24 protein-coding genes and 1 pseudogene are annotated in these 19,426 nt (G+C 74.0%); 21 read left to right on the forward strand and 4 right to left on the reverse strand.

Annotated features, from left to right (window positions below; translation table 11 throughout):
- Positions 1-69: 69 nt before the first annotated feature.
- From AB2L27_RS16200 to AB2L27_RS16275, 16 genes are all read left to right on the forward strand, one after another.
- Positions 70-555 (forward strand): ArsR/SmtB family transcription factor, encoded by a 486-nt coding sequence (locus AB2L27_RS16200; RefSeq protein WP_370442525.1) that lies wholly within the window; start codon positions 70-72, stop codon positions 553-555.
- Positions 552-1,688: a serine hydrolase domain-containing protein gene (locus AB2L27_RS16205; RefSeq protein WP_370442526.1), complete on the forward strand. Its 1,137-nt coding sequence runs from the start codon at positions 552-554 to the stop codon at positions 1,686-1,688. Before AB2L27_RS16200 ends, AB2L27_RS16205 begins: the two co-directional genes overlap by 4 nt.
- A 9-nt stretch (positions 1,689-1,697) precedes the next feature.
- A complete protein-coding gene (gene prmC, locus AB2L27_RS16210) occupies positions 1,698-2,543 on the forward strand; it encodes a peptide chain release factor N(5)-glutamine methyltransferase (protein ID WP_370442527.1) in 846 nt (281 codons plus the stop codon).
- Between the two features lie 79 nt (positions 2,544-2,622).
- Complete coding sequence (locus tag AB2L27_RS16215) at positions 2,623-3,369, forward strand: L-threonylcarbamoyladenylate synthase (RefSeq protein WP_370442528.1); 747 nt, start codon at positions 2,623-2,625, stop codon at positions 3,367-3,369.
- The gene (locus tag AB2L27_RS16220; protein ID WP_370442529.1) at positions 3,366-4,541 is read left to right on the forward strand and encodes an MraY family glycosyltransferase; all 1,176 of its coding nucleotides are present in this window, start codon (positions 3,366-3,368) and stop codon (positions 4,539-4,541) included. The genes AB2L27_RS16215 and AB2L27_RS16220 overlap by 4 nt, the downstream gene beginning before the upstream one ends.
- Before the next feature lie 147 nt (positions 4,542-4,688).
- On the forward strand, positions 4,689-5,111 hold the full coding sequence (locus AB2L27_RS16225; RefSeq protein WP_370442530.1) for a hypothetical protein: 423 nt from the start codon (positions 4,689-4,691) through the stop codon (positions 5,109-5,111).
- A 41-nt stretch (positions 5,112-5,152) separates the two neighbouring features.
- A complete protein-coding gene (locus tag AB2L27_RS16230; RefSeq protein ID WP_370442531.1) occupies positions 5,153-5,419 on the forward strand; it encodes a hypothetical protein in 267 nt (88 codons plus the stop codon).
- A gap of 67 nt (positions 5,420-5,486) precedes the next feature.
- Positions 5,487-6,284, forward strand: coding sequence for a F0F1 ATP synthase subunit A (gene atpB, locus AB2L27_RS16235; protein ID WP_370442532.1), 798 nt, complete (start codon positions 5,487-5,489; stop codon positions 6,282-6,284).
- Between the two features lie 80 nt (positions 6,285-6,364).
- Positions 6,365-6,568: a F0F1 ATP synthase subunit C gene (locus AB2L27_RS16240; protein ID WP_370442533.1), complete on the forward strand. Its 204-nt coding sequence runs from the start codon at positions 6,365-6,367 to the stop codon at positions 6,566-6,568.
- A gap of 50 nt (positions 6,569-6,618) precedes the next feature.
- Positions 6,619-7,176, forward strand: a complete 558-nt coding sequence (locus AB2L27_RS16245) for a F0F1 ATP synthase subunit B (RefSeq protein WP_370442570.1) — start codon at positions 6,619-6,621, stop codon at positions 7,174-7,176.
- Positions 7,173-8,000, forward strand: coding sequence for a F0F1 ATP synthase subunit delta (locus tag AB2L27_RS16250; RefSeq protein WP_370442534.1), 828 nt, complete (start codon positions 7,173-7,175; stop codon positions 7,998-8,000). Before AB2L27_RS16245 ends, AB2L27_RS16250 begins: the two co-directional genes overlap by 4 nt.
- An 88-nt stretch (positions 8,001-8,088) precedes the next feature.
- Positions 8,089-9,726, forward strand: coding sequence for a F0F1 ATP synthase subunit alpha (atpA, locus tag AB2L27_RS16255; RefSeq protein ID WP_370442535.1), 1,638 nt, complete (start codon positions 8,089-8,091; stop codon positions 9,724-9,726).
- A 69-nt stretch (positions 9,727-9,795) separates the two neighbouring features.
- Positions 9,796-10,704 carry a F0F1 ATP synthase subunit gamma gene (locus AB2L27_RS16260; protein WP_370442536.1) on the forward strand — a complete coding sequence of 303 codons (909 nt, stop codon included), beginning with the start codon at positions 9,796-9,798 and terminating at the stop codon, positions 10,702-10,704.
- 65 nt (positions 10,705-10,769) lie between these two features.
- On the forward strand, positions 10,770-12,227 hold the full coding sequence (atpD, locus tag AB2L27_RS16265; RefSeq protein ID WP_370442537.1) for a F0F1 ATP synthase subunit beta: 1,458 nt from the start codon (positions 10,770-10,772) through the stop codon (positions 12,225-12,227).
- Between the two features lie 3 nt (positions 12,228-12,230).
- Positions 12,231-12,506, forward strand: coding sequence for a F0F1 ATP synthase subunit epsilon (locus AB2L27_RS16270; RefSeq protein ID WP_370442538.1), 276 nt, complete (start codon positions 12,231-12,233; stop codon positions 12,504-12,506).
- Between the two features lie 16 nt (positions 12,507-12,522).
- Entirely contained in the window at positions 12,523-12,984 is a 462-nt protein-coding gene (locus AB2L27_RS16275) for a DUF2550 domain-containing protein (protein ID WP_370442539.1), read from the forward strand.
- Here AB2L27_RS16275 and AB2L27_RS16280 read toward each other — a convergent pair.
- On the reverse strand, positions 12,981-13,313 hold the full coding sequence (locus AB2L27_RS16280; protein WP_370442540.1) for a hypothetical protein: 333 nt from the start codon (positions 13,311-13,313) through the stop codon (positions 12,981-12,983). The two genes, AB2L27_RS16275 and AB2L27_RS16280, sit on opposite strands and share 4 nt — an antisense overlap.
- Positions 13,314-13,670: 357 nt before the next feature.
- Between AB2L27_RS16280 and AB2L27_RS16285 the strand changes: the two are divergent.
- Positions 13,671-13,958: pseudogene (locus AB2L27_RS16285) on the forward strand (STAS domain-containing protein); the annotation flags it as partial.
- Between the two features lie 101 nt (positions 13,959-14,059).
- Here the strand turns inward: AB2L27_RS16285 and nucS are convergent.
- Positions 14,060-14,755 (reverse strand): endonuclease NucS, encoded by a 696-nt coding sequence (gene nucS, locus AB2L27_RS16290; protein ID WP_370442541.1) that lies wholly within the window; start codon positions 14,753-14,755, stop codon positions 14,060-14,062.
- Between the two features lie 165 nt (positions 14,756-14,920).
- Between nucS and AB2L27_RS16295 the strand changes: the two genes are divergently transcribed.
- From AB2L27_RS16295 to AB2L27_RS16305, 3 genes are read left to right on the forward strand one after another with little or no spacing between them, the layout of a single operon-like run.
- A complete protein-coding gene (locus AB2L27_RS16295) occupies positions 14,921-15,217 on the forward strand; it encodes an LIM domain-containing protein (protein WP_370442542.1) in 297 nt (98 codons plus the stop codon).
- Positions 15,218-15,239: 22 nt separating this feature from the next.
- Entirely contained in the window at positions 15,240-16,337 is a 1,098-nt protein-coding gene (locus AB2L27_RS16300) for a threonine aldolase family protein (RefSeq protein WP_370442543.1), read from the forward strand.
- Positions 16,330-17,046, forward strand: coding sequence for an alpha/beta hydrolase (locus AB2L27_RS16305; RefSeq protein WP_370442544.1), 717 nt, complete (start codon positions 16,330-16,332; stop codon positions 17,044-17,046). Before AB2L27_RS16300 ends, AB2L27_RS16305 begins: the two co-directional genes overlap by 8 nt.
- Before the next feature lie 32 nt (positions 17,047-17,078).
- Here the strand turns inward: AB2L27_RS16305 and AB2L27_RS16310 are convergent, their stop codons facing one another.
- Entirely contained in the window at positions 17,079-18,266 is a 1,188-nt protein-coding gene (locus tag AB2L27_RS16310) for a coiled-coil domain-containing protein (RefSeq protein WP_370442545.1), read from the reverse strand.
- Between the two features lie 109 nt (positions 18,267-18,375).
- On the opposite strand from AB2L27_RS16310, the gene AB2L27_RS16315 reads away from it, so the two are divergent.
- Positions 18,376-18,717, forward strand: a complete 342-nt coding sequence (locus tag AB2L27_RS16315; protein ID WP_370442546.1) for a thiamine-binding protein — start codon at positions 18,376-18,378, stop codon at positions 18,715-18,717.
- 24 nt (positions 18,718-18,741) lie between these two features.
- Here the strand turns inward: AB2L27_RS16315 and AB2L27_RS16320 are convergent, their stop codons facing one another.
- The gene (locus AB2L27_RS16320) at positions 18,742-19,203 is read right to left on the reverse strand and encodes a DoxX family protein (protein WP_370442547.1); all 462 of its coding nucleotides are present in this window, start codon (positions 19,201-19,203) and stop codon (positions 18,742-18,744) included.
- Positions 19,204-19,426 lie beyond the last annotated feature (223 nt).

The raw sequence follows: 19,426 nt of genomic DNA on the forward strand, positions 1-19,426 counted from the left end.
GCCCGCTCGTTCGACCCCGTCGTCGCTACGGTGATGCGTAGGAGCTACGGATCTGCGTAGCATCGACGGGTGGACGACGAACGGTGGGCCCTCCTGGAGAAGCGCCTCGCCGCGCTGGAGACCCGCGTCGCCGACGGGTCGGACCCGCGCGACGACGACCGGTTCTGGGCGCTGCGGGAGCTGAAGCGGCAGGCGGAGGGACGGTCGCACGTCCTGTTCACCGGCAGCCTCACGCTGCCGACGGGGGCGCACCACGAGTGGCAGGAGACCGTCGAGGTCTCCTCGATGCTGCAGGCCGACCCGACGCAGGCCGTCGCGGTGCTGTCCGCCCTGGCGCACCCGGTGCGCCTGCAGCTGCTGCACAAGGTGCTGCACGGACGGCACACCGTCCCGGAGCTGGGGGAGGGCCTGGGCACCTCCGGGCAGCTCTACCACCACCTGCGCCAGCTCGTCGCCGAAGGCTGGCTGGCCACCTCCGGCCGGGGCCGGTACGACGTCCCGGCTGAGCGCGTCGTCCCGCTCGTGACCCTGCTCGCCACCGCCGGACTGAGGTGATCGCGTTGCCCGTCAACCCGTTCCGATCCGCACTGCGCAGGAGCGGCGCACTGGCCGCCGCGGCCGTCGCGGTCCTCGCCCTGACCGCGGCCGCCGCGCCGGCGGCGCCGGCCCTGCCGATGCCGCCGACGCCCTCGGCCGACACCACCGGGGACCCGGCCCTGGCCGCCCGGCTGCGGGCCGCCACGGCGGACCTGGCGGGGCAGGGGTTCGCCGTCGCCGCCGGTGAGGCCACCGCGGGTGCCTCCGCGGCCATCGGCACCGCCGCGCCCGGTCGGGCGCTGACCGCGGCCACCCCGCAGGAGATCGGCTCGGTGACCAAGGGGCTCACCGGCCTCCTGCTGGCCGACGCCGTCGAGCGCGGGGAGGTCGAGCCCACGACCACGCTCGGCGACGTCCACCCGTGGCTGACCGGGCACCTGGCCGCCACGACGCTCGAAGAACTGGCCACGCACACCTCGGGGCTGCCGCGGCTGAGCACACGGGCCGCCCTCGCCGCGCCGATCACCGCCATCACCTACGGGAACCCGTACCGGTGGGACACCCCGGAGAACCTGCTGCGCGACGCGGCCTGGACGCCGCTGCGCGGCCCGCGGGGCGAGCACGCCTACTCCAACCTCGGGTACGCCCTGCTCGGCAACGCCCTCGCGCAGCGGCTGGGACGGCCGTACCCGCAGCTGCTGCACGAGCGGGTCCTGCAACCGCTGGGGATGGACGCGACGCGGGCCGCGCCGGACCCCCTGCCCGCCGGCCGCGCCCGCGAGCTCGGCCCGGACGGCCGGCCCAGCACCCCCTGGCGCTCCAGCGGCAGCACCCCGGCCGGGGTGGGCGTGTACTCCACGGCCGAGGACCTGGGCCGGCTGGCCCGCGCGGCGGCGAGCGGTGAGCTGCCCGGGGCCCGCGCCCTCGAACCGGTCCTGGACACCCCCGGCGCCCGGGTCGGGTGGGGCTGGCTGTCCGCCGACGTGGGGGGCCGCACCGTCGTCGGCGTCAACGGTGCCACGACCGGTGTCCGCACCTCGGTGTGGGCGGTGCCGGGGACGGGGCAGTGGGTCGCGGTGACCTCCCCGAGCGGCAGCACCGGCGAGGCCGACACCCAGACGGTGGCGTTCCGGCTGCTCGGCCTGGCCTAGCCTGCGCGGGTGGTCACCGCGCGTCAGCTGCTCCTCGAGGCCGAGCGGCGGCTCGCCGCGGCCGGCGTCCCCACCCCCGGTCCGGACGCCGAGATGCTCCTGGCGCACGCGCTGGGGGTGACCCGGTCCCGGCTCGGGGTGCTCACCGCCCTGGGGGACCCGGTGGAGGCGGGGTCGTTCGCCGACCTGCTCGACCAGCGCGCCGAGCGGGTGCCGCTGCAGCACCTGACCGGTCGCGCCGGGTTCCGCGCGCTGGACCTGCGCGTCGGCCCGGGCGTGTTCGTCCCGCGCCCGGAGACCGAGACGGTGGCCCAGCTCGCGGTCGAGGAGGCCGCGCGGCGCACGGGCCCGGTGGTCGTGGACCTGTGCACCGGGTCCGGGGCCATCGCCCTGGCGGTGGCGACGGAGGTGCCGGGGGCCCGCGTGCACGCCGTCGAGCTGGACCCCATGGCCCACGCCTGGGCCCGGCGCAACGTCGACGACCTCGCCCCGGCGGTGGACCTGCGCCTGGGTGACGCCGCGACGGCGTTCGCCGACCTCGACGGGACCGTCGACGTCGTCGTGAGCAACCCGCCCTACGTCCCGCCGGGGGCGGTGCCCGTGGACCCGGAGGTGGCCCGGCACGACCCGCAGGTCGCGCTCTACGGCCTCGGCGACGACGGGCTGCAGGTGCCGCGCCGCGTCGTCGCCACCGCCGCGCGGTTGCTGCGGCCCGGCGGTTACGTCGTCGTCGAGCACGCCGAGGTGCAGGAGCGCGCGGCGCGGGCGATGTTCGGCGCCGCGACCTGGACCGACGTGGACGGCCACCGCGACCTCACCGGCCGTCCCCGCGCCACGACGGCCCGTCGCCGCTGACCCGCCGCTGACCCGCCGCGGACGCGCCGGGGCACGGCTGCCGTCCCGCGGCCCGGCCGCGGTGGGAGACTCTTGCCCCGTGAGACCCCCGTTCGACTGCGCCGACCCCGTCACCCGCGACCGCGGCCTGTCCGCCGCGCACAACGCGATCAAGCGCGGTGAGGTCGTCGTCCTGCCGACCGACACCGTCTACGGCATCGGCGCCGACGCCTTCAACCCCGCCGCGGTCAAGCGCCTGCTGGAGGCCAAGGGCCGCGGGCGCGAGATGCCGCCGCCGGTCCTGGTCCCCGAGACGCGCACGATCGACGGCCTGGCCAGCTCCATCCCCTTCGCCGTCCGCGAGCTCATCGACGCGTTCTGGCCCGGGGCGCTGACCATCGTGTGCCGGGCCCAGCCGTCGCTGACGTGGGACCTGGGGGAGACGAACGGGACGGTGGCCCTGCGGATGCCGCTGCACCCGGTCGCCCTGGAGCTGCTGGCGCGCACCGGTCCGATGGCCGTCTCCAGCGCGAACACGACCGGGCGCCCCGCGGCGACCCTGGTCCAGGAGGCCGTCGAGCAGCTCGGGGAGTCGGTCCGCGTCTACCTCGACAGCGGCGCCAGCCCCGAGGGCGCCCCCTCGACCATCGTGGACGCCTCCGACGGCCCCCTGCGCATCCTGCGCCTGGGCGCGATCAGCGAGGCGGAGCTGAAGGCCGCCGTCCCCGACGGCTGGGCCGAGCCCGACCGGCCCGCCGACGCCGCGCCCGTTGCACCCGAGGCACCCGAGGCACCCGGCGCCGCCGCCGCGCCGGAGCCCGGGACGGCGCCGCCGACCAGCGGATGAGGGCCTACCTGCTCGTCGTCGTCGTGGCGGCCGCGGTGACGTACCTGACGACGCCGCTGGTGCGCCGCCTGGCCCAGCGGGTGGGGGCGGTGACCCCGCTGCGGGACCGGGACGTGCACACCGTCCCCATCCCGCGGCTCGGCGGGCTGGCGATGCTGTTCGGGATGGTGGCCGCGCTCGTGGTCGCCAGCCGCATCCCCTTCCTGTCCCGCGTGTTCGACACCGACCCCGGCCCGCTGTGGGTGCTGGTCGGCGCCGCGGTGGTCGTCGCCGTCGGGGTCGCCGACGACATCGTCCAGCTCGACGCCGTCACCAAGCTGGCCGGTCAGGTGCTCGCCGCGGGGATCATGGGCTGGCAGGGGGTGAGCCTGCTGCAGCTGCCCATCGGCGGGGTCACGCTGCTGTCCGGGCGCACCATGATGATCATCACGATCCTCGTCGTGCTCGTGTCCGTGAACGCCGTGAACTTCGTCGACGGCCTCGACGGCCTGGCGGCGGGGATCGTCGGCATCGGGGCCACCGCCTTCTTCGGCTACTCCTACGCGCTGCAGCGCGGGAGCGCGCCGGACGACTTCTCCTCCCTGGCCACGCTCATCGCCGCCATCACGATCGGCGTGTGCCTGGGCTTCCTGCCGCACAACTTCCACCCGGCGCGCGTGTTCATGGGCGACTCGGGGTCGATGCTCCTGGGGCTGCTCATGGCCAGCTCGACGATCGCGGCGACGAGCACGGTGGACCCCACCACGGTCGAGAACGAGCAGATCGCCCCGGCCTTCTTCCCCCTGCTGCTGCCGATCGCGGTCCTGCTCGTGCCCTTCAGCGACATGCTGCTGGCCGTCGTCCGGCGCACCCGGGCGGGCAAGGCGTTCTGGCACCCCGACAAGAAGCACCTGCACCACCGGCTCCTGCAGATCGGCCACTCGCACCGGGTCGCCGTGCTCGTCATGTACTCGTGGGCGGCCTTCCTCAGCTTCGGGGCCGCGACCTCGGCGTTCCTGCCGCCGGCGCAGGCGCTCGCGGTGGCGTTCGCGGCCGGCTGCCTCGTGCTCGCGCTGACGTTCCTGCCGCTGTACTGGCGGCGGAAGCGACCGGTGGTGGACTCCTCCCCGGGGGAGCAGGACACTGCCCGGCACGCGGAGCTCGACGCCCCGAGTGAGACGTCGCGCACATGACCTCAGGTCGTCCACGACGTCGCGTAGGAGGTCGGTGAGTTCGTGATAGCTTTCACGAAGTCCCCCCGGCGCCGTCACGGCGCCGACGGAGGCCGCCGACGAGCCGAACCCTTCGGACGACCCGCCGACGACGAGAGAGCAGCCACCGTGAGCAGCACAGCCGACGACGTCTACCGCGTCGTGCCGCGCCGTTCCCTGCCGCCCGTCCTCGCCGTCGGTGTCGCCTGCACCCTCGTGGGGGCGACGGCCGGGTGGTCCGGGGCCCTGGGCGCCGCGGCCGGTTCGGTCCTGGCGATCGTGTTCCTGGCGTCGACGTTCTGGCTGCTGCGGATCCTGCGCGACCTGGCCGCCGGGCTCAGCCTGGCCGTCGCCCTCGCCGTCTACCTGTTCAAGATCACGACACTGGCGACGGCGGTGCTCGTGCTGCTGCGGGTGGACGCGCTGTCCGCCCGGGCCGTGGCCCTGGCCGCCGCCGCCTGCACCGTGGCCTGGCTCGCCGCCGAGGTCCGCGCCTTCTCGCGGATGCGGACCCCGGTCTTCGTCCCGCCGCCCGGCGAGTCGAGGCGGTGAGCGTGGCAGGAGACGAACGTCCTGTTACGGTGCAGCCGGTCATGGGTGAGTCCGGGGACGACCACAGCGACGACGCGCCGCGTGCCGAGGACGGCCGGCCCGTCGGGGAGAACACGCCCGTGGTCCGGTCCGACTCCGACGTCGCCTGGAACTCGATGGCCTACCTGCTGTCCGGTCTGCTGTTCGGGCTCGGCGGGGGCATCGCCCTGGACGCCTGGTGGGGGACGTCGTTCATGACGCCGACCCTGACCGTGCTCGGCCTGGCCTCGACCGTCTACTACGTGTGGTTCAGGTACGGTTCGCGCTGATGCCACCCCTTGTCAGCGGGTTCCCAGGACCCCGTTCATCCATCCCCACCAGCATCGAGGAGAGGTCGTGACCGTGCACGCGATGGCCGCCGCCCAGGCGGCCGAGGAGGGCTGGCACGCCCCCGGGGTCGCCGACTTCTGGCAGCCGCTGATCGGCGACGGGAACTGGGCGATCACCCGCCCGGCGATCGTCTTCGCCCTGACGGCGATCATCCTGGGCATCGTCCTCGTCGCCGCGACCCGCAAGCTCAAGCTCGTCCCGGGCAAGGGCCAGTTCCTGCTCGAGAGCGGCTACGACTTCATCCGCAACGGCATCGGCCGGGACGTCATCGGGAGCAAGGAGTTCCTGAAGTTCGTCCCGCTGCTGTTCACGATGTTCACCCTGATCCTGGTGAACAACCTGGTCGGCGTCATCCCGCCGGTGCAGTTCCCGACCATGAGCCGGATCGGTTTCCCGATCGCGCTCATGCTGGTGGTCTACGTGAGCTACCACGCGGTCGCGGTGCGCCGGAAGGGCGGTCTGGGGTACCTCAAGAGCCTCATGCCGCCGGGCGTGCCCGGGTGGATCTCGCCGCTGGTCTACGTGCTGGAGCTGGCCACGTACTTCGTGACCCGCCCCTTCACCCTGGCCCTGCGGTTGTTCGCCAACATGTTCGCCGGGCACATGCTCATCCTCGTGCTCGTGCTCGGCGGTGAGTACCTGCTCCTGCACACCGACGGTCTCCTCCCGGTGACCGGCGTGGTCGCGTTCGTCTTCAGCATCGTCATGATGTTCTTCGAACTGCTGATCCAGGTGCTGCAGGCGTACGTCTTCACCCTGCTGACGGCGACCTACCTGGCCGACGCGGTCTCGAACGAGCACTGACCCACCGGTCTCCCCGACCCCCACGAATCCCCGACCCGTGGCGCACCGGCGCCACGGACCGAGACGAAGGAAGAAGAATCATGGACGGCAGCCTCAACGCAGTCGGTTACGGTCTCGCGGCGATCGGCCCCGCGATCGCGGTCGGTCTGATCTTCGCGGCCTACATCAACGGTGTGGCCCGGCAGCCCGAAGCGCGCGGCATGCTGCAGCCCATCGCCATCCTGGGCTTCGCCCTCGCCGAGGCGCTGGCCCTGCTGGGCTTCGTCCTCGCGTTCATCGCCTGACGTTCGCCCACCCGGTCCCAGAGCGAGGAGTTGCCGTGCCGGCCCTGTTCATGGAAACGACGTCCACCGAGGGCGGCGGTTTCTGGGAGGAGGCGTACCCGATCCTCCCGCACCCCGTCGAGCTGATCGTCGGGCTCGTCTTCCTGGCGATCCTCTACGCCCTCGTGGCGAAGCTGGTCGTCCCCGCCATCGAACGGACCTACCGCCAGCGGGCGGAGGCCATCGAAGGCGGGATGGAGAAGGCGGAACGCGCGCAGGCCGAGGCCCGGCAGGCGCTGGAGGAGTACCAGAAGCAGCTGGCCGACGCCCGTGGCGAGGCCAACCGCATCCGCGAGGAAGCGCGCCAGCAGGGTGCGCAGATCCTGTCCGAGATGCGCGAGCAGGCCCAGGCCGAGTCCGAGCGCATCACGACCGCGGCCCGCACCACCATCGAGGCCGAGCGGGCCCAGGCCAGCGCGCAGCTGCGGGCCGAGGTGGGTCGCCTGGCGACCGACCTGGCCTCCCGCATCATCGGTGAGTCGCTGCAGGAGCCCGCTCGCCAGAGCGGCGTCGTGGACCGCTTCCTCGCCGACCTCGAGCGCAGCGAGTCGGGGGCGACCCCCCGATGAGCGAGCTCGACTCCGGCGTCGCGAAGGCGAGCCTCGCCGCCGCGCAGCGGGTGCTCGAGGCGCAGCTGGCCACCGAGGGGGCCGACGCGGGCCGGACGGGGGAGGACCTCTTCGCCGTCACCAGCCTGCTCGACTCCTCGGTGGGGCTGCGCCGGGCGCTGACCGACCCGTCGCGGGAGGGCTCGGCCAAGGCCGAGTTCGTGCGCCGCACGTTCACCGGCAAGATCGGCACGGCGGCCGTCGAGACGGTCGCCGCGCTGGCCTCCTCGCGCTGGTCGGCCGGTCGGGACCTGCCCGACGCGACCGAACGGCTCGCCGTCGTCGCCGTCGTGGTGCAGGCGGAGCGCTCGGGGCACCTGGACGCGCTGGAGGACGAGCTCTTCCGGTTCTCCCGCACCATCGCCGGCACCCCGGCGCTGCGCGACGCCCTCGCCGACCGCAGCGCCCCGGACGCCAACCGGGCCTCCCTGGTCTCCCGGCTGCTGCTCGACCGGGCGGCACCCGAGACGGTCCAGCTGGCCCGTCGCGCGGCGGTCTCACCGCGCGGCCTGCGGGCCGAGCGGCTGCTCGAGGAGTGGGTCGAGGTCGTGGCCGCGCGCCGCGAGCAGCTCGTGGCCCACGTCGTGAGCGCCACGGCGCTGAGCCAGGCCCAGCGCGACCGCCTCGCGGCCTCGCTGTCGCGCCAGTACGGCCGGGCCATCAGCGTCACGGTCGACGTCGACCCCCACCTCGTCGGTGGGCTCCGCGTGAGCGTCGGCGACGACGTCATCGACGGGTCGATCGCGACCCGCCTCGACGAGGCCCGTCGCCGCCTGGCCGGCTGAGCACCGCCCTGAACACCCCACCCCGCGGGACGCGGGGGATGATGGACTTCGAGAACCGCAGGACCCGAGAAGGAGAGCAGGGCATCCCATGGCCGAGCTGACCATCCGCCCGGAGGAGATCCGGGACGCTCTCGACGCCTTCGTGGCGTCGTACGACCCCGGCACCGCCGCGCGTGAGGAAGTCGGCCGCGTGACCGACGCGGGCGACGGCATCGCCCACGTCGAGGGCCTGCCCTCGGTCATGGCGAACGAGCTGCTGCGCTTCGAGGACGGCACCCTCGGCCTCGCGCAGAACCTCGACGTCCGCGACATCGGTGTCGTCGTCCTCGGCGACGCCGCCGGCATCGAGGAGGGCCAGGCGGTCCACCGCACGGGCGAGGTCCTGTCGGTCCCCGTCGGTGACGACTTCCTGGGCCGCGTCGTCGACCCGCTGGGCGCGCCGATCGACGGCCTGGGCCCGATCGAGGCCGAGACCCGTCGTGCGCTGGAGCTGCAGGCCCCCTCGGTCGTGCAGCGCCAGGAGGTCCGCGAGCCGCTGCAGACCGGCATCAAGGCCATCGACGCGATGATCCCCGTCGGCCGCGGCCAGCGGCAGCTGATCATCGGCGACCGCCAGACCGGCAAGACCGCGATCGCGATCGACACGATCATCAACCAGAAGGACAACTGGGCCTCGGGCGACCCGAAGCAGCAGGTCCGCTGCATCTACGTCGCCATCGGCCAGAAGGGCTCCACGATCGCTTCGGTGAAGCGCTCGCTGGAGGAGGCCGGCGCGATGGAGTACACGACCATCGTCGCGGCCCCCGCCTCGGACCCGGCCGGCTTCAAGTACCTCGCCCCGTACACCGGCTCGGCCATCGGCCAGCACTGGATGTACGCCGGCAAGCACGTCCTCATCGTGTTCGACGACCTGTCCAAGCAGGCCGAGGCCTACCGCGCCGTGTCGCTGCTGCTGCGCCGCCCGCCGGGCCGCGAGGCCTACCCCGGTGACGTCTTCTACCTGCACTCCCGCCTGCTGGAGCGTTGCGCGAAGCTGTCCGACGAGCTCGGCGCCGGCTCGATGACGGGTCTGCCGTTCATCGAGACCAAGGGCAACGACGTCTCGGCGTACATCCCGACCAACGTCATCTCCATCACCGACGGCCAGATCTTCCTGCAGTCGGACCTGTTCAACGCCAACCAGCGTCCCGCGATCGACGTCGGCATCTCCGTCTCCCGCGTCGGTGGCGCGGCCCAGACGAAGGCCATCAAGGGCATCTCCGGGACGCTGAAGCTGGACCTGGCGCAGTTCCGGGCCATGGAGGCGTTCGCGATGTTCGCCTCCGACCTGGACCAGGCCTCCCGCAACCAGCTCGCCCGCGGTGCGCGCCTCGTCGAGCTGCTCAAGCAGCCGCAGTACACGCCGTTCTCCCTGGAGGAGCAGGTCGTCTCGATCTGGGCCGGCACCACCGGCCAGCTCGACTCCGTGGAGGTCTCGGACATCTCCCGCTTCGAGCGCGAGTTCCTCGAGCACGTCAAGCGCAACCACGGCGAGCTCATGCAGGGCATCCGCGAGACCAAGCAGTTCTCCGACGGGGCCAAGGACGAGCTGAAGAAGGCCATCGACGCCTTCAAGCCGCAGTTCTCCCCGGGCAAGCAGGACGCGGCCGTCCCCGGTGACGAGGACCACGGCGCGACCGACGCGGACGACATCTCGCAGGAGCGGATCACCACCCAGAAGCGCTGACGCGCTCCCGGACGATCACGCACCACCACCCCAGCAGGGACCGAGCGGAGCAAGGAAGAGGAGCAGGACATGGCAGGCCAGTTGAGGGCCTACCGGCGGCAGATCCGCTCGGTCCAGGCGACCAAGAAGATCACCCGCGCGATGGAGCTCATCGCGGCGTCGCGGATCATCAAGGCGCGGGCGAACGTCGCCGCGTCGACCCCCTACGCCCGGGCGCTGACCCGCGCCGTGTCGGCGGCGGCGTCGAACTCCTCGCTCGACCACCCGCTGATCACCGAGAAGCCGGAGGTGAAGCGGGCGGCGGTGCTGGTCTGCTCCTCCGACCGCGGTCTCGCCGGGGCGTACTCCTCCAACGTCCTGCGCGAGGGCGAGCGGCTCACGGCGGCCCTGCGGGCCGAGGGCAAGGAGGTCTCGCCGTACCTCGTCGGTCGCAAGGCGGTGTCGTTCTACAACTTCCGCCGACGCACGGTCGCGGAGTCGTGGGCCGGGTTCACCGACTCGCCGAGCTACGAGGACGCCAAGGTGATCGGTGACCGCCTGGTCGGCGACTTCGCCCGGGAGTCCGCCGAGGGTGGGGTCGACGAGATCCACGTCGTCTACACCCACTTCGTCAGCATGGTCACGCAGGAGCCCCGGGTCATCCGGCTCCTGCCCCTGGAGGTCGTCGAGGGGGTCGAGGCCCCCGACGACGGTGACCTGCAGCCGCTGTACGGGTTCGAGCCGAGCGCCGACGCGGTGCTCGACGCGCTGCTGCCGCAGTACGTCAACAGCCGCATCTACAACTGCCTCCTGCAGGCGGCGGCCTCTGAGCTCGCCGCGCGCCAGCGGGCGATGAAGAGCGCCACGGACAACGCCGACGAGCTCATCAAGAAGCTGACCCGGCTGGCGAACAACGCCCGCCAGGCCGACATCACCCAGGAGATCAGCGAGATCGTCGGCGGTGCCGACGCGCTGGCCTCCTCCGGCTCGCGCGCCTGACCTCGCGCTCTGCCCCCACCCACTTCAGCAAGAACTCACGCGACGAAGGAAGCCCGAGGAGCGACATGACCGCCACCGTCAACGAAGCGCCGAGCAGCACCAGCAAGGGTGCGACCGGTCGCATCGCCCGAGTCATCGGCCCCGTCGTCGACGTCGAGTTCTCGGCCGACGCGATGCCGGACCAGAACAACGCCCTCACCACCGAGGTGACCATGGGCGGCGAGACCCAGCTCGTGACGCTGGAGGTGGCCGCCCACCTCGGTGACAACATGGTCCGCGCCATCTCCCTGAAGCCGACCGACGGCATGGTCCGCGGTGCGGCCGTCGTCGACACCGGGGCCCCGATCTCGGTGCCCGTCGGCAACGTGACCCTCGGCAAGGTCTTCAACGCGATCGGCGACGCGCTGAACCTGGAGCCGGGGGAGAAGCTCGAGGTCACCGAGCGCTGGCCGATCCACCGCAAGGCGCCGGCCTTCGACCAGCTCGAGTCGAAGACCACGATGTTCGAGACCGGCATCAAGGTCATCGACCTCCTCACCCCGTACGTCCAGGGTGGGAAGATCGGCCTCTTCGGCGGTGCGGGCGTCGGCAAGACCGTCCTCATCCAGGAGATGATCCAGCGCGTCGCGCAGAACCACGGTGGTGTGTCGGTGTTCGCCGGTGTCGGCGAGCGCACCCGTGAGGGCAACGACCTCATCGGCGAGATGGCCGAGGCCGGCGTCTTCGACAAGACCGCCCTCGTGTTCGGCCAGATGGACGAGCCGCCGGGCACGCGTCTGCGGGTCGCGCTGTCCGCCCTGACGATGGCGGAGTACTTCCGCGACGTGCAGAAGCAGGACGTGCTGCTGTTCATCGACAACATCTTCCGGTTCACCCAGGCCGGTTCCGAGGTCTCCACGCTGCTGGGCCGCATGCCCTCGGCCGTCGGGTACCAGCCCACGCTGGCCGACGAGATGGGTGTGCTCCAGGAGCGCATCACCTCCACCCGCGGTCACTCGATCACCTCGCTGCAGGCGATCTACGTCCCCGCGGACGACTACACCGACCCGGCGCCGGCCACGACGTTCGCGCACCTGGACGCCACGACGGAGCTGTCCCGCGAGATCGCCTCGCGCGGTCTGTACCCGGCTGTGGACCCGCTGGCGTCGACGTCGCGCATCCTCGACCCGCTGTACATCGCGCAGGACCACTACGACACCGCGGTCCGCGTCAAGCAGATCCTCCAGCGCAACAAGGAACTGCAGGACATCATCGCCATCCTCGGTGTCGACGAGCTGTCGGAGGAGGACAAGCTGACGGTGAGCCGCGCTCGCCGCGTCCAGCAGTTCCTCTCGCAGAACACGTACATGGCCGAGAAGTTCACCGGTGTCGAGGGCTCGACGGTCCCGCTGAAGGACACCGTCGAGAGCTTCAAGCGCATCGCGGACGGCGAGTTCGACCACGTCGCCGAGCAGGCCTTCTTCAACGTCGGTGGCCTCGAGGACGTCGAGCGCAAGTGGGCTCAGATCCAGAAGGAGAACTGAGTCGTGGCGCTGCAGGTCGACCTGGTGGCCGCGGACCGCTCCGTGTGGTCCGGTGAGGCCTCGCTGGTGCGCGCGCGCACCGCGGAGGGTGAGATCGGCATCATGTCCGGTCACGAACCGCTGCTGGCCATCCTCGCCCCCGGCGACGTGGCGATCTCCGGGTCGGGCGCGGACGGTGTGACCGCCACCGTGAGCGGTGGGTTCTTCTCGGTGGACCACGACAAGGTGACGATCGTCGCCGAGCAGGTCGAGGTCACCGCGGGATCCGGCGCGCGCTGAGAACGGCTGGGCGACGGTGTACGAGGTCCTGCTCTCCCTGGAGATCGCAGGCGCGTGCGCCGTCGCCCTCGTCGTGGTGCTCGTCCTGGTCGTGCTGCGCCGCCGGCGCCTCCTGGCCCGGCTGGGGACCTTCGACTGCTCGATCCGCCAGGCCCGGGGTGCCCGCCGGCGCTGGGCCCTGGGGGTCGCGCAGTACGAACGCGACCGCCTGGACTGGTACCGCACCTTCTCCCTGTCCCCGCGCCCGTCGTGCACCTACGCACGGCGGGCGCTGGCCGTCACCGTGTTCCGCGACGCCGAGGGGCTGGAGCTGGCCGCCGTGCAGCCGGGCGCGATGATCGTGGAGTGCCGCCTGGAGACCGGCGCGGTCGCCGGGCAGGGTGAGGAGATCGAGTTCGCGATGGGCCGCGACGCCTACACCGGGTTCGCGAGCTGGCTGGAGTCCGCCCCGCCCGGCCAGGGCGTGAACGTCGCCTAGCGTCCCTGCTGCTCCAGGATCTGCCGGGCCAGGCCCGCCTCGGCGGGGAAGACCATGACCCGCGGCCCCTCCGTCGTGGGGGCGAGGGTGGCCCGGATGCCCGCGTCGGTCAGGGTGCGCCGCTGCACCTCGGCCTCGACGAAGGTGGGCGGGGCCGAGACCACCTCCAGCAGGCCGTACTCCTCGCTGGACCCGCTGCGCGGACGGCGTTCCACGACGGACTTGCCGTGCGAGAACGTCCAGCGCAGCAGCAGCACCAGCACCCCGACCGCGACGAGCGCCACCGCGGGGCCGAAGGCGTAGGAGTAGCTGCCCCAGTTGATCTGCACGCCCCCATCCTCCCCCCGCGCGGGCCCCAGGTCACCGTTGGGCAACGGCTGGGGGCTTCGCCCGCTCGGGGACCGCCCCCGGTGGCAGAGTGCGTACACAGCGTGACCTCAAGATCGTCCCGCCCCCGCGCCCACCGGTCGGACCCGGTGCGGAACGGGTGCAACCGGCCGGGGGTCCGCTGCGTCTGACCGGTGACGATCACACGATCACGACCGGCGTCCTCGGGGGAGGAACAGATGGCGATCGGACTCGCGACGGTGCCCGGCACCGTCCTGCAGGACCCGCCCGCGCCCAGCGCGGCCGACGACGTGGCCGCCCGCCGCGCGGCGCGCGCGGTCCCGGGCGGGGCGGTGACCGTGGACGACGTCGTCCCCGGTCACGTCGTGCACGTCGGTGGACGGCTGGACGTGCACACCGTCCCGGACGTCCGGACCGCCCTGCACGCGGCGGTCGACGCGGGCACCGGGGACCTCGTGGTGCAGGTCGAGGGCATCGTCGTGGCCGACGCGACGGGCCTGGGCGTCTTCCTCGGCGCCCACCGCCGCGCCCAGCGCACCGGCCGTCGGCTCGTGCTGCGCGAGGTGCCGCTGCCGGCGCTGCGGCTGCTGCGGGTCACCCGGTTGCACCTGGTCCTGCAGGTGGAGGACGCCCCCGGGCGGACCGTGGACCGCACGGCCGTGCGCCGCGCCCGGGCCGAGGCCCTCCTGCGCCGCGGCGGGGCCGGGGGCCGGGGCCCGCTCGGGCCTCAGAACAGCCGCGAGTCCACGTCGTCGATCCCGCGCAAGGCGTCGTAGTCCAGCACCACGCAGCGGATCCCGCGGTCGGTGGCCAGCGTCCGGGCCTGCGGCCGGATCTCCTGGGCGGCCAGGACGCCGGTCACCGGCGCCAGCAGCGGGTCGCGGTTGAGCAGGTCGAGGTAGCGCGTGAGCTGCTCAACGCCGTCGATCTCGGCGCGCCGCTTGATCTCCACCGCGACGGCCCGGCCGTCGGCGTCGCGGGCGAGGATGTCGACCGGGCCGATGGCGGTCATGTACTCGCGGCGCACCAGCGCGTACCCGTCCCCGAGGGTGCCGATGTGCTCGGCCAGCAGCTTCTGCAGGTGCGCCTCGACCCCGTCCTTGACCAGGCCGGGGTCCACACCGAGCTCGTGCTCGGACTCGTGCAGCACCTCGTGGACCGAGACGACGAGGCGGTCGTCGGTCTTGAGGTGCTGGACCGTCCACGTCTCCACGACCCCGGCCTCCCGCGCGTCCTCGCCGGGCACGTCCACGGTCAGCTTCGCGGGCGGGCTCATCCAGTTCAGCGGTTTGTAGCTGCCGCCGTCGGAGTGCACGAGCACGCTGCCGTCGGCCTTGACCAGCAGCAGCCGCGTGGCCAGCGGGAGGTGGGCGGTGAGCCGGCCCGCGTAGTCGACGGAGCAGCGGGCGATGACGAGACGCACGAGGGGCGAGCTTACGAGACGCCGGGGCCGGTCCCGGGCGGGCTCCTGTAACGAAACCGGCCCCGGGCACGACTACCGCTCAGAACCGGGCGCGGCCACGGTGGTGTGGAGGGGACACCACCGCGGCAGCGCCCGGTCGGGCCGATCGGTCCCGCGCTTGAGAGCATGGCGCCCGTGCCCCGCGCGAACCGCCGCCGCCCCGAGTCCCCGCCCCGCGCGCCGCTGGGACGCGGGGTCGACCGCACCGTCTCCGGCCCCGACGGGGACTGGGTCGTGCGGGAGCTGCGGGGCACGACGTCGGAGAAGACCTACACGTGCCCCGGTTGCCGGCAGGACATCCCGCCGGGCACCCCGCACCTGGTCGTCTGGCCCTCGCGCGGCACCTTCAGCCCAGGCGACGGCGCCACCGAGCGGCGGCACTGGCACCGGGCCTGCTTCGGCGCCCGTGGCCGCCGGTTCTGAGGCCCGCGGGTAGCGTGCCGGGGTGAGCACCGCCTCCCTCCCCGCCCCCTCCGAGCACACGGCCCAGCGGCACGACCCGGCGCTCCGGGGTTTCGCCAGCGACAACGCCGCCGGCATGCACCCGGAGGTCCTGCAGGCCCTCGTCGCCGCGAACGGCGGCCACGTCCCCAGCTACGGCGCCGACGCCTACACCGGCGCCCTCACCGAGGCCCTGCGCGCCCACTTCGGCGCGGACACCACCAGCGCCCCGGTCCTCACCGGCACCGGGGCGAACGTCGTGGCGCTGCAGGCGATCACGCAGCGCTGGGAGTCGGTGCTGGCCTCGGATCAGGCCCACGTCCTGCACGACGAGGCCGGCGGGCTCGAGCACGTCGGCGGGACGAAGGTCATCGCCCTGCCCACGGTCGACGGGCTGGTGGACCCCGCGGACGTCGAGCGCGCCGTGCGCGACGCCGACAGCCCGATGCGCGCCCCCGTCGGTGCGCTGACCCTCACCCAGAGCACCGAGCTCGGCACGACCCACGACCTCGAGCAGCTGCGCGACCTCGTCCGCGTCGCCCACGGCCTCGGCGTCCGGGTCCACGTCGACGGGGCGCGGCTGTCCAACGCCGCGGTCTCCCTCGGCTGCGGGCTGGGGGAGATGACGACGGCCCTGGGCGTCGACGCGGTCTCCGTCGGGGGCACGAAGAACGGCGCGGCGCTGGCCGAGGCCGTCGTCGTGCGCGGCGAGGGTCCCGCGGAGGCGTTGCGGCGCCTGGTGAAGCCGTCGATGCAGCAGTCGTCGAAGACGCGGTTCGTCTCGGCCCAGCTGCTGGCGCTGTTCGGCGGGGACCTGTGGCGGCGCACGGCCACGGCCGCCAACGACGCCGCGACCGCGCTGGCCACGGCCGTCCGGGCCGCCGGGGTGGCCACCACGCGCCCGGTGCAGGCCAACGCGGTGTTCGCGGCGCTGCCGCCGGCGGTGGCGCGGCGCACGGCCGCCCGGGTGCCCTTCCACGTGTGGGACGAGCGGTGGGCCCCCGGCCTCGTCGAGGTCCGCCTCGTCGCCTCCTTCGACACGACCGCCGCGGACGTCGACGGGTTCGCGACCGTGCTGGGGGAGGAGCTGGCCCGTGGGTGAGATCCGCTCCGACACCGTCCTGCCGGCCCGCCGCGAGGACGTCGAGCTGCACACGGCCGACGGCGTGACCCTGGTCGGGGAGCTGGCCCTGCCGGCCGACCGCGACCCCGTCGCCACGCTGGTGACGCTGCACCCGCTGCCGACCGCGGGTGGGTTCATGGACTCCCACGTCCTGCGCAAGGCGGCCAACCGGCTGCCCGCGCTCGCCGACCTGGCCGTCCTGCGCTTCAACACGCGCGGCACGCAGTCCCCGCGCGGGCGCAGCGGGGGCACCTTCGACGCCGGCGGCGCCGAGCGCTTCGACGTGGCGGCGGCGCTGGAGTTCGCCGAGTTCGCCGACCTGCCCCGCGTGTGGCTGCTGGGCTGGTCCTTCGGCACCGACCTGGCCCTCGTCCACGGCCGGGACCCGCTCGTGGAGGGGCTGGTGCTGCTGTCCCCGCCGCTGCGCTGGTCCACCGAGGACGACCTGCGGGCCTGGGCGGAGTCCGGGCGGCCGGTGACGGCGCTCGTGCCGGAGTTCGACGACTTCCTGCGCCCGACCGAGGCCGTGCGCCGCTTCGCCCCGCTCACCCAGGCCGAGGTCGTCCCCGTCGCCGGCGCCCGCCACCTGTGGGTGGGGGAGAGCGCGGTGCGCCGCGTGCTGGACGAGGTGGTCGCGCGGGTCGTGCCCGCGCGCTCACCCCTGCCGACGGAGCACCCCGCCGCCTGACCCCCGCCGCCTGACCCCCCGCCTGACCCTCCTCAGCCGGGCTGCTGGACCGGTGCGGCCCCGGTGACGTCGACCTCGCGGGGCCCGACCTCGCGGGGCCCGACCTCGCGGGGCCCGACCTCGCGGGGCCCGGCCTCGCGGGGCCCGGCCTCGCGGGGCCCGGCCTCGCGGGGCCCGGCCTCGCGGGCGGGCAGCTCCGGGGCCAGCCCCAGCAGGCCGCGCAGGTCGTCGAGCTGGTCGGTGATCTGGTCGCGCTGGCTCATCAGCTCGTCGACCTCGGCGGCGGCCCCGGCGCGGGAGCGCTCGGCCTGCTCCCGGGCGGTCTCGACCATCGCCTGGGCGCGGGCCCGGGCGTCGGCCAGCAGCTCGTCGGACTCCCGGCGGGCGGTCTCGGCGCGCACGGCCGCCTGGGCGATGGCGTCGGCCCGGATCGACTCGGCCGCCTCCACGGCCTCGCGCGCCCGTTCCTCGGCCTCACCGGCCCGCTGCTCGGCCTCGGCGATGCGGGCCGCGGTGCGGGCCGCGGCGACCTCCAGGCGCTGCCGGTCCTCCTCCGCGGCCTGCTCGCGGGCCGCGGCCAGGTCCAGCTCCTGCTCCCGGACCCGGGCGTCGGTGCTCGAACGCAGCTCGACGACCTCGCGCTCGACCTGGGTGCGCAGCGCCGCGACCTGGCGCTCGGTGGCGGCGATCGTCTCGGCCGCCTCGTGCTGGGCCCCGGCCAGGAGCTGGTCGGCCTGCCGGTGGGCGGCGGCGGTCACCTCCGCGGCAGTGCGCTGGGCGGCGTCGACCATGCCGTCGGCCTGGTGCTTGGCGCGCGAGACGATCTCCTCGGCGTCCCGGCCGGCCTCGCCGGTGCGGCGGCGGGCGTCCTCGTCGGCCTGCGCGCGGGTGCTGGAGGCCTCGGCGCGGGCCTCCTCCCGCAGCCGGTCGGCGTCGCGGCGGGCCGAGCGCAGGATCTCCGAGGACTGGTCCTCGGCCAGGCGCAGCAGCTTCTCCATGCGCGCACCGAGCCCGGCGTAGGAGGGCTTCTCGTGCTCGCGCAGTTCCTTGTGCGCGTCGGCGAGCTTCTCCTCGGCCTGGCGCAGTTCGTGGTCGCGCTGGGCGACCCGGGCGCGGGCCTCGGCGAGGGCGTCGTCGAGGTGCTTCAGCCGGGCGTCGACCTGGCTGCGTTCGTAACCGCGGACGACGATGCTGAACGCGTCGTGGGAGTCGGTGGACACCGGCGGACCTCCGGCGAGGGCGAGGGCGGAAGGGACGCGGGCAGCCTATCCGCGCGCGGGCCCCGAACCGGGCGGGACACGGTGGCCGTCGTCGCGTAGCGTCACCGGCGTGATCGTCGCCTTCTCCGTCGCCCCCTCCGGTGGTCCCGTCGCGGCCGGTGAGGACGCCGACTCCGTCGGCGCCGCCGTCGCCGACGCCGTCCTGGTGGTCCGCGCCAGCGGTCTGCCGCACCGGACCGACTCGATGTTCACCACGATCGAGGGGTCCTGGGACGAGTGCATGGACGTCGTCAAGCGCGCCACCGAGGCCGTGGGCCGGCACGGGACGCGGGTCTCCCTCGTGCTCAAGGCCGACATCCGTCCCGGGCGCACCGACGAGATGACGGGCAAGCTCGACCGGCTCGAGGCGGCCGTGGAACGGGCCCAGGGCGAGGCCGGCCGCGGGCAGTGACCCCCGGCCGGCCCCCGGCCCGCCTCAGCGCCGGCGACGCACCAGCAGCGCGTCGAGGCTGACGGCCCCGGGGCCGGTCAGGGCCAGGGTCAGGCCCAGCCCGGCGAACAGCAGCGCGTTCTCGCCGTTGATCTCCCCGTCGACGAGGAAGCCCTGCGGGGCGTGCGCCAGCAGCCACACCGACGCCATCTGCACCAGCAGCAGCGTCCCGGCCACGCGGGTGGCCAGCCCCAGGACGAGCAGCGTCCCCAGGCCGACCTCGCCGAGGATCGACAGCCAGCCCAGCACCGTGGGGGCCGGCACGCCGAGCGCGGCCGCGTAGCCGGTGGCCATCGCGGGGTCGGACAGCTTGGGCACGCCGTGCACGAGCAGCAGCGCGCCGGCGACCAGGCGCAGGGCGAGCAGCCCCGTCGAGGCGAGCGGGGAGGGGGTGCGCGCCAGGCGCAGCCCGTCGGTCGAGGCCTGGGTGGGGGTCGGAGTGCTCATGGTCGTCCTCTGCGTCGGGAGGGAGCCGGGCGGCTCTTCGGGCGGGTGCAGGGGCGCGGCGCGAGGGGTCCCGCGTGCTGCGGGCAGGTGGGTGCACGTGCCCGGTGACCGGTCCACGGGACCGGCCCGCGCCCGGTTCACCCGTTCGGACGTGGTGTGCGCCACACGCACCGGTGACCCCGTCGCACCCCTCCCACCCGCCCCGGCGGCCCGCGGCGGGGCG

The sequence above is a fragment of the Kineococcus halophytocola genome, assembly GCF_041276425.1.
GTDB lineage: Bacteria > Actinomycetota > Actinomycetes > Actinomycetales > Kineococcaceae > Kineococcus > Kineococcus halophytocola.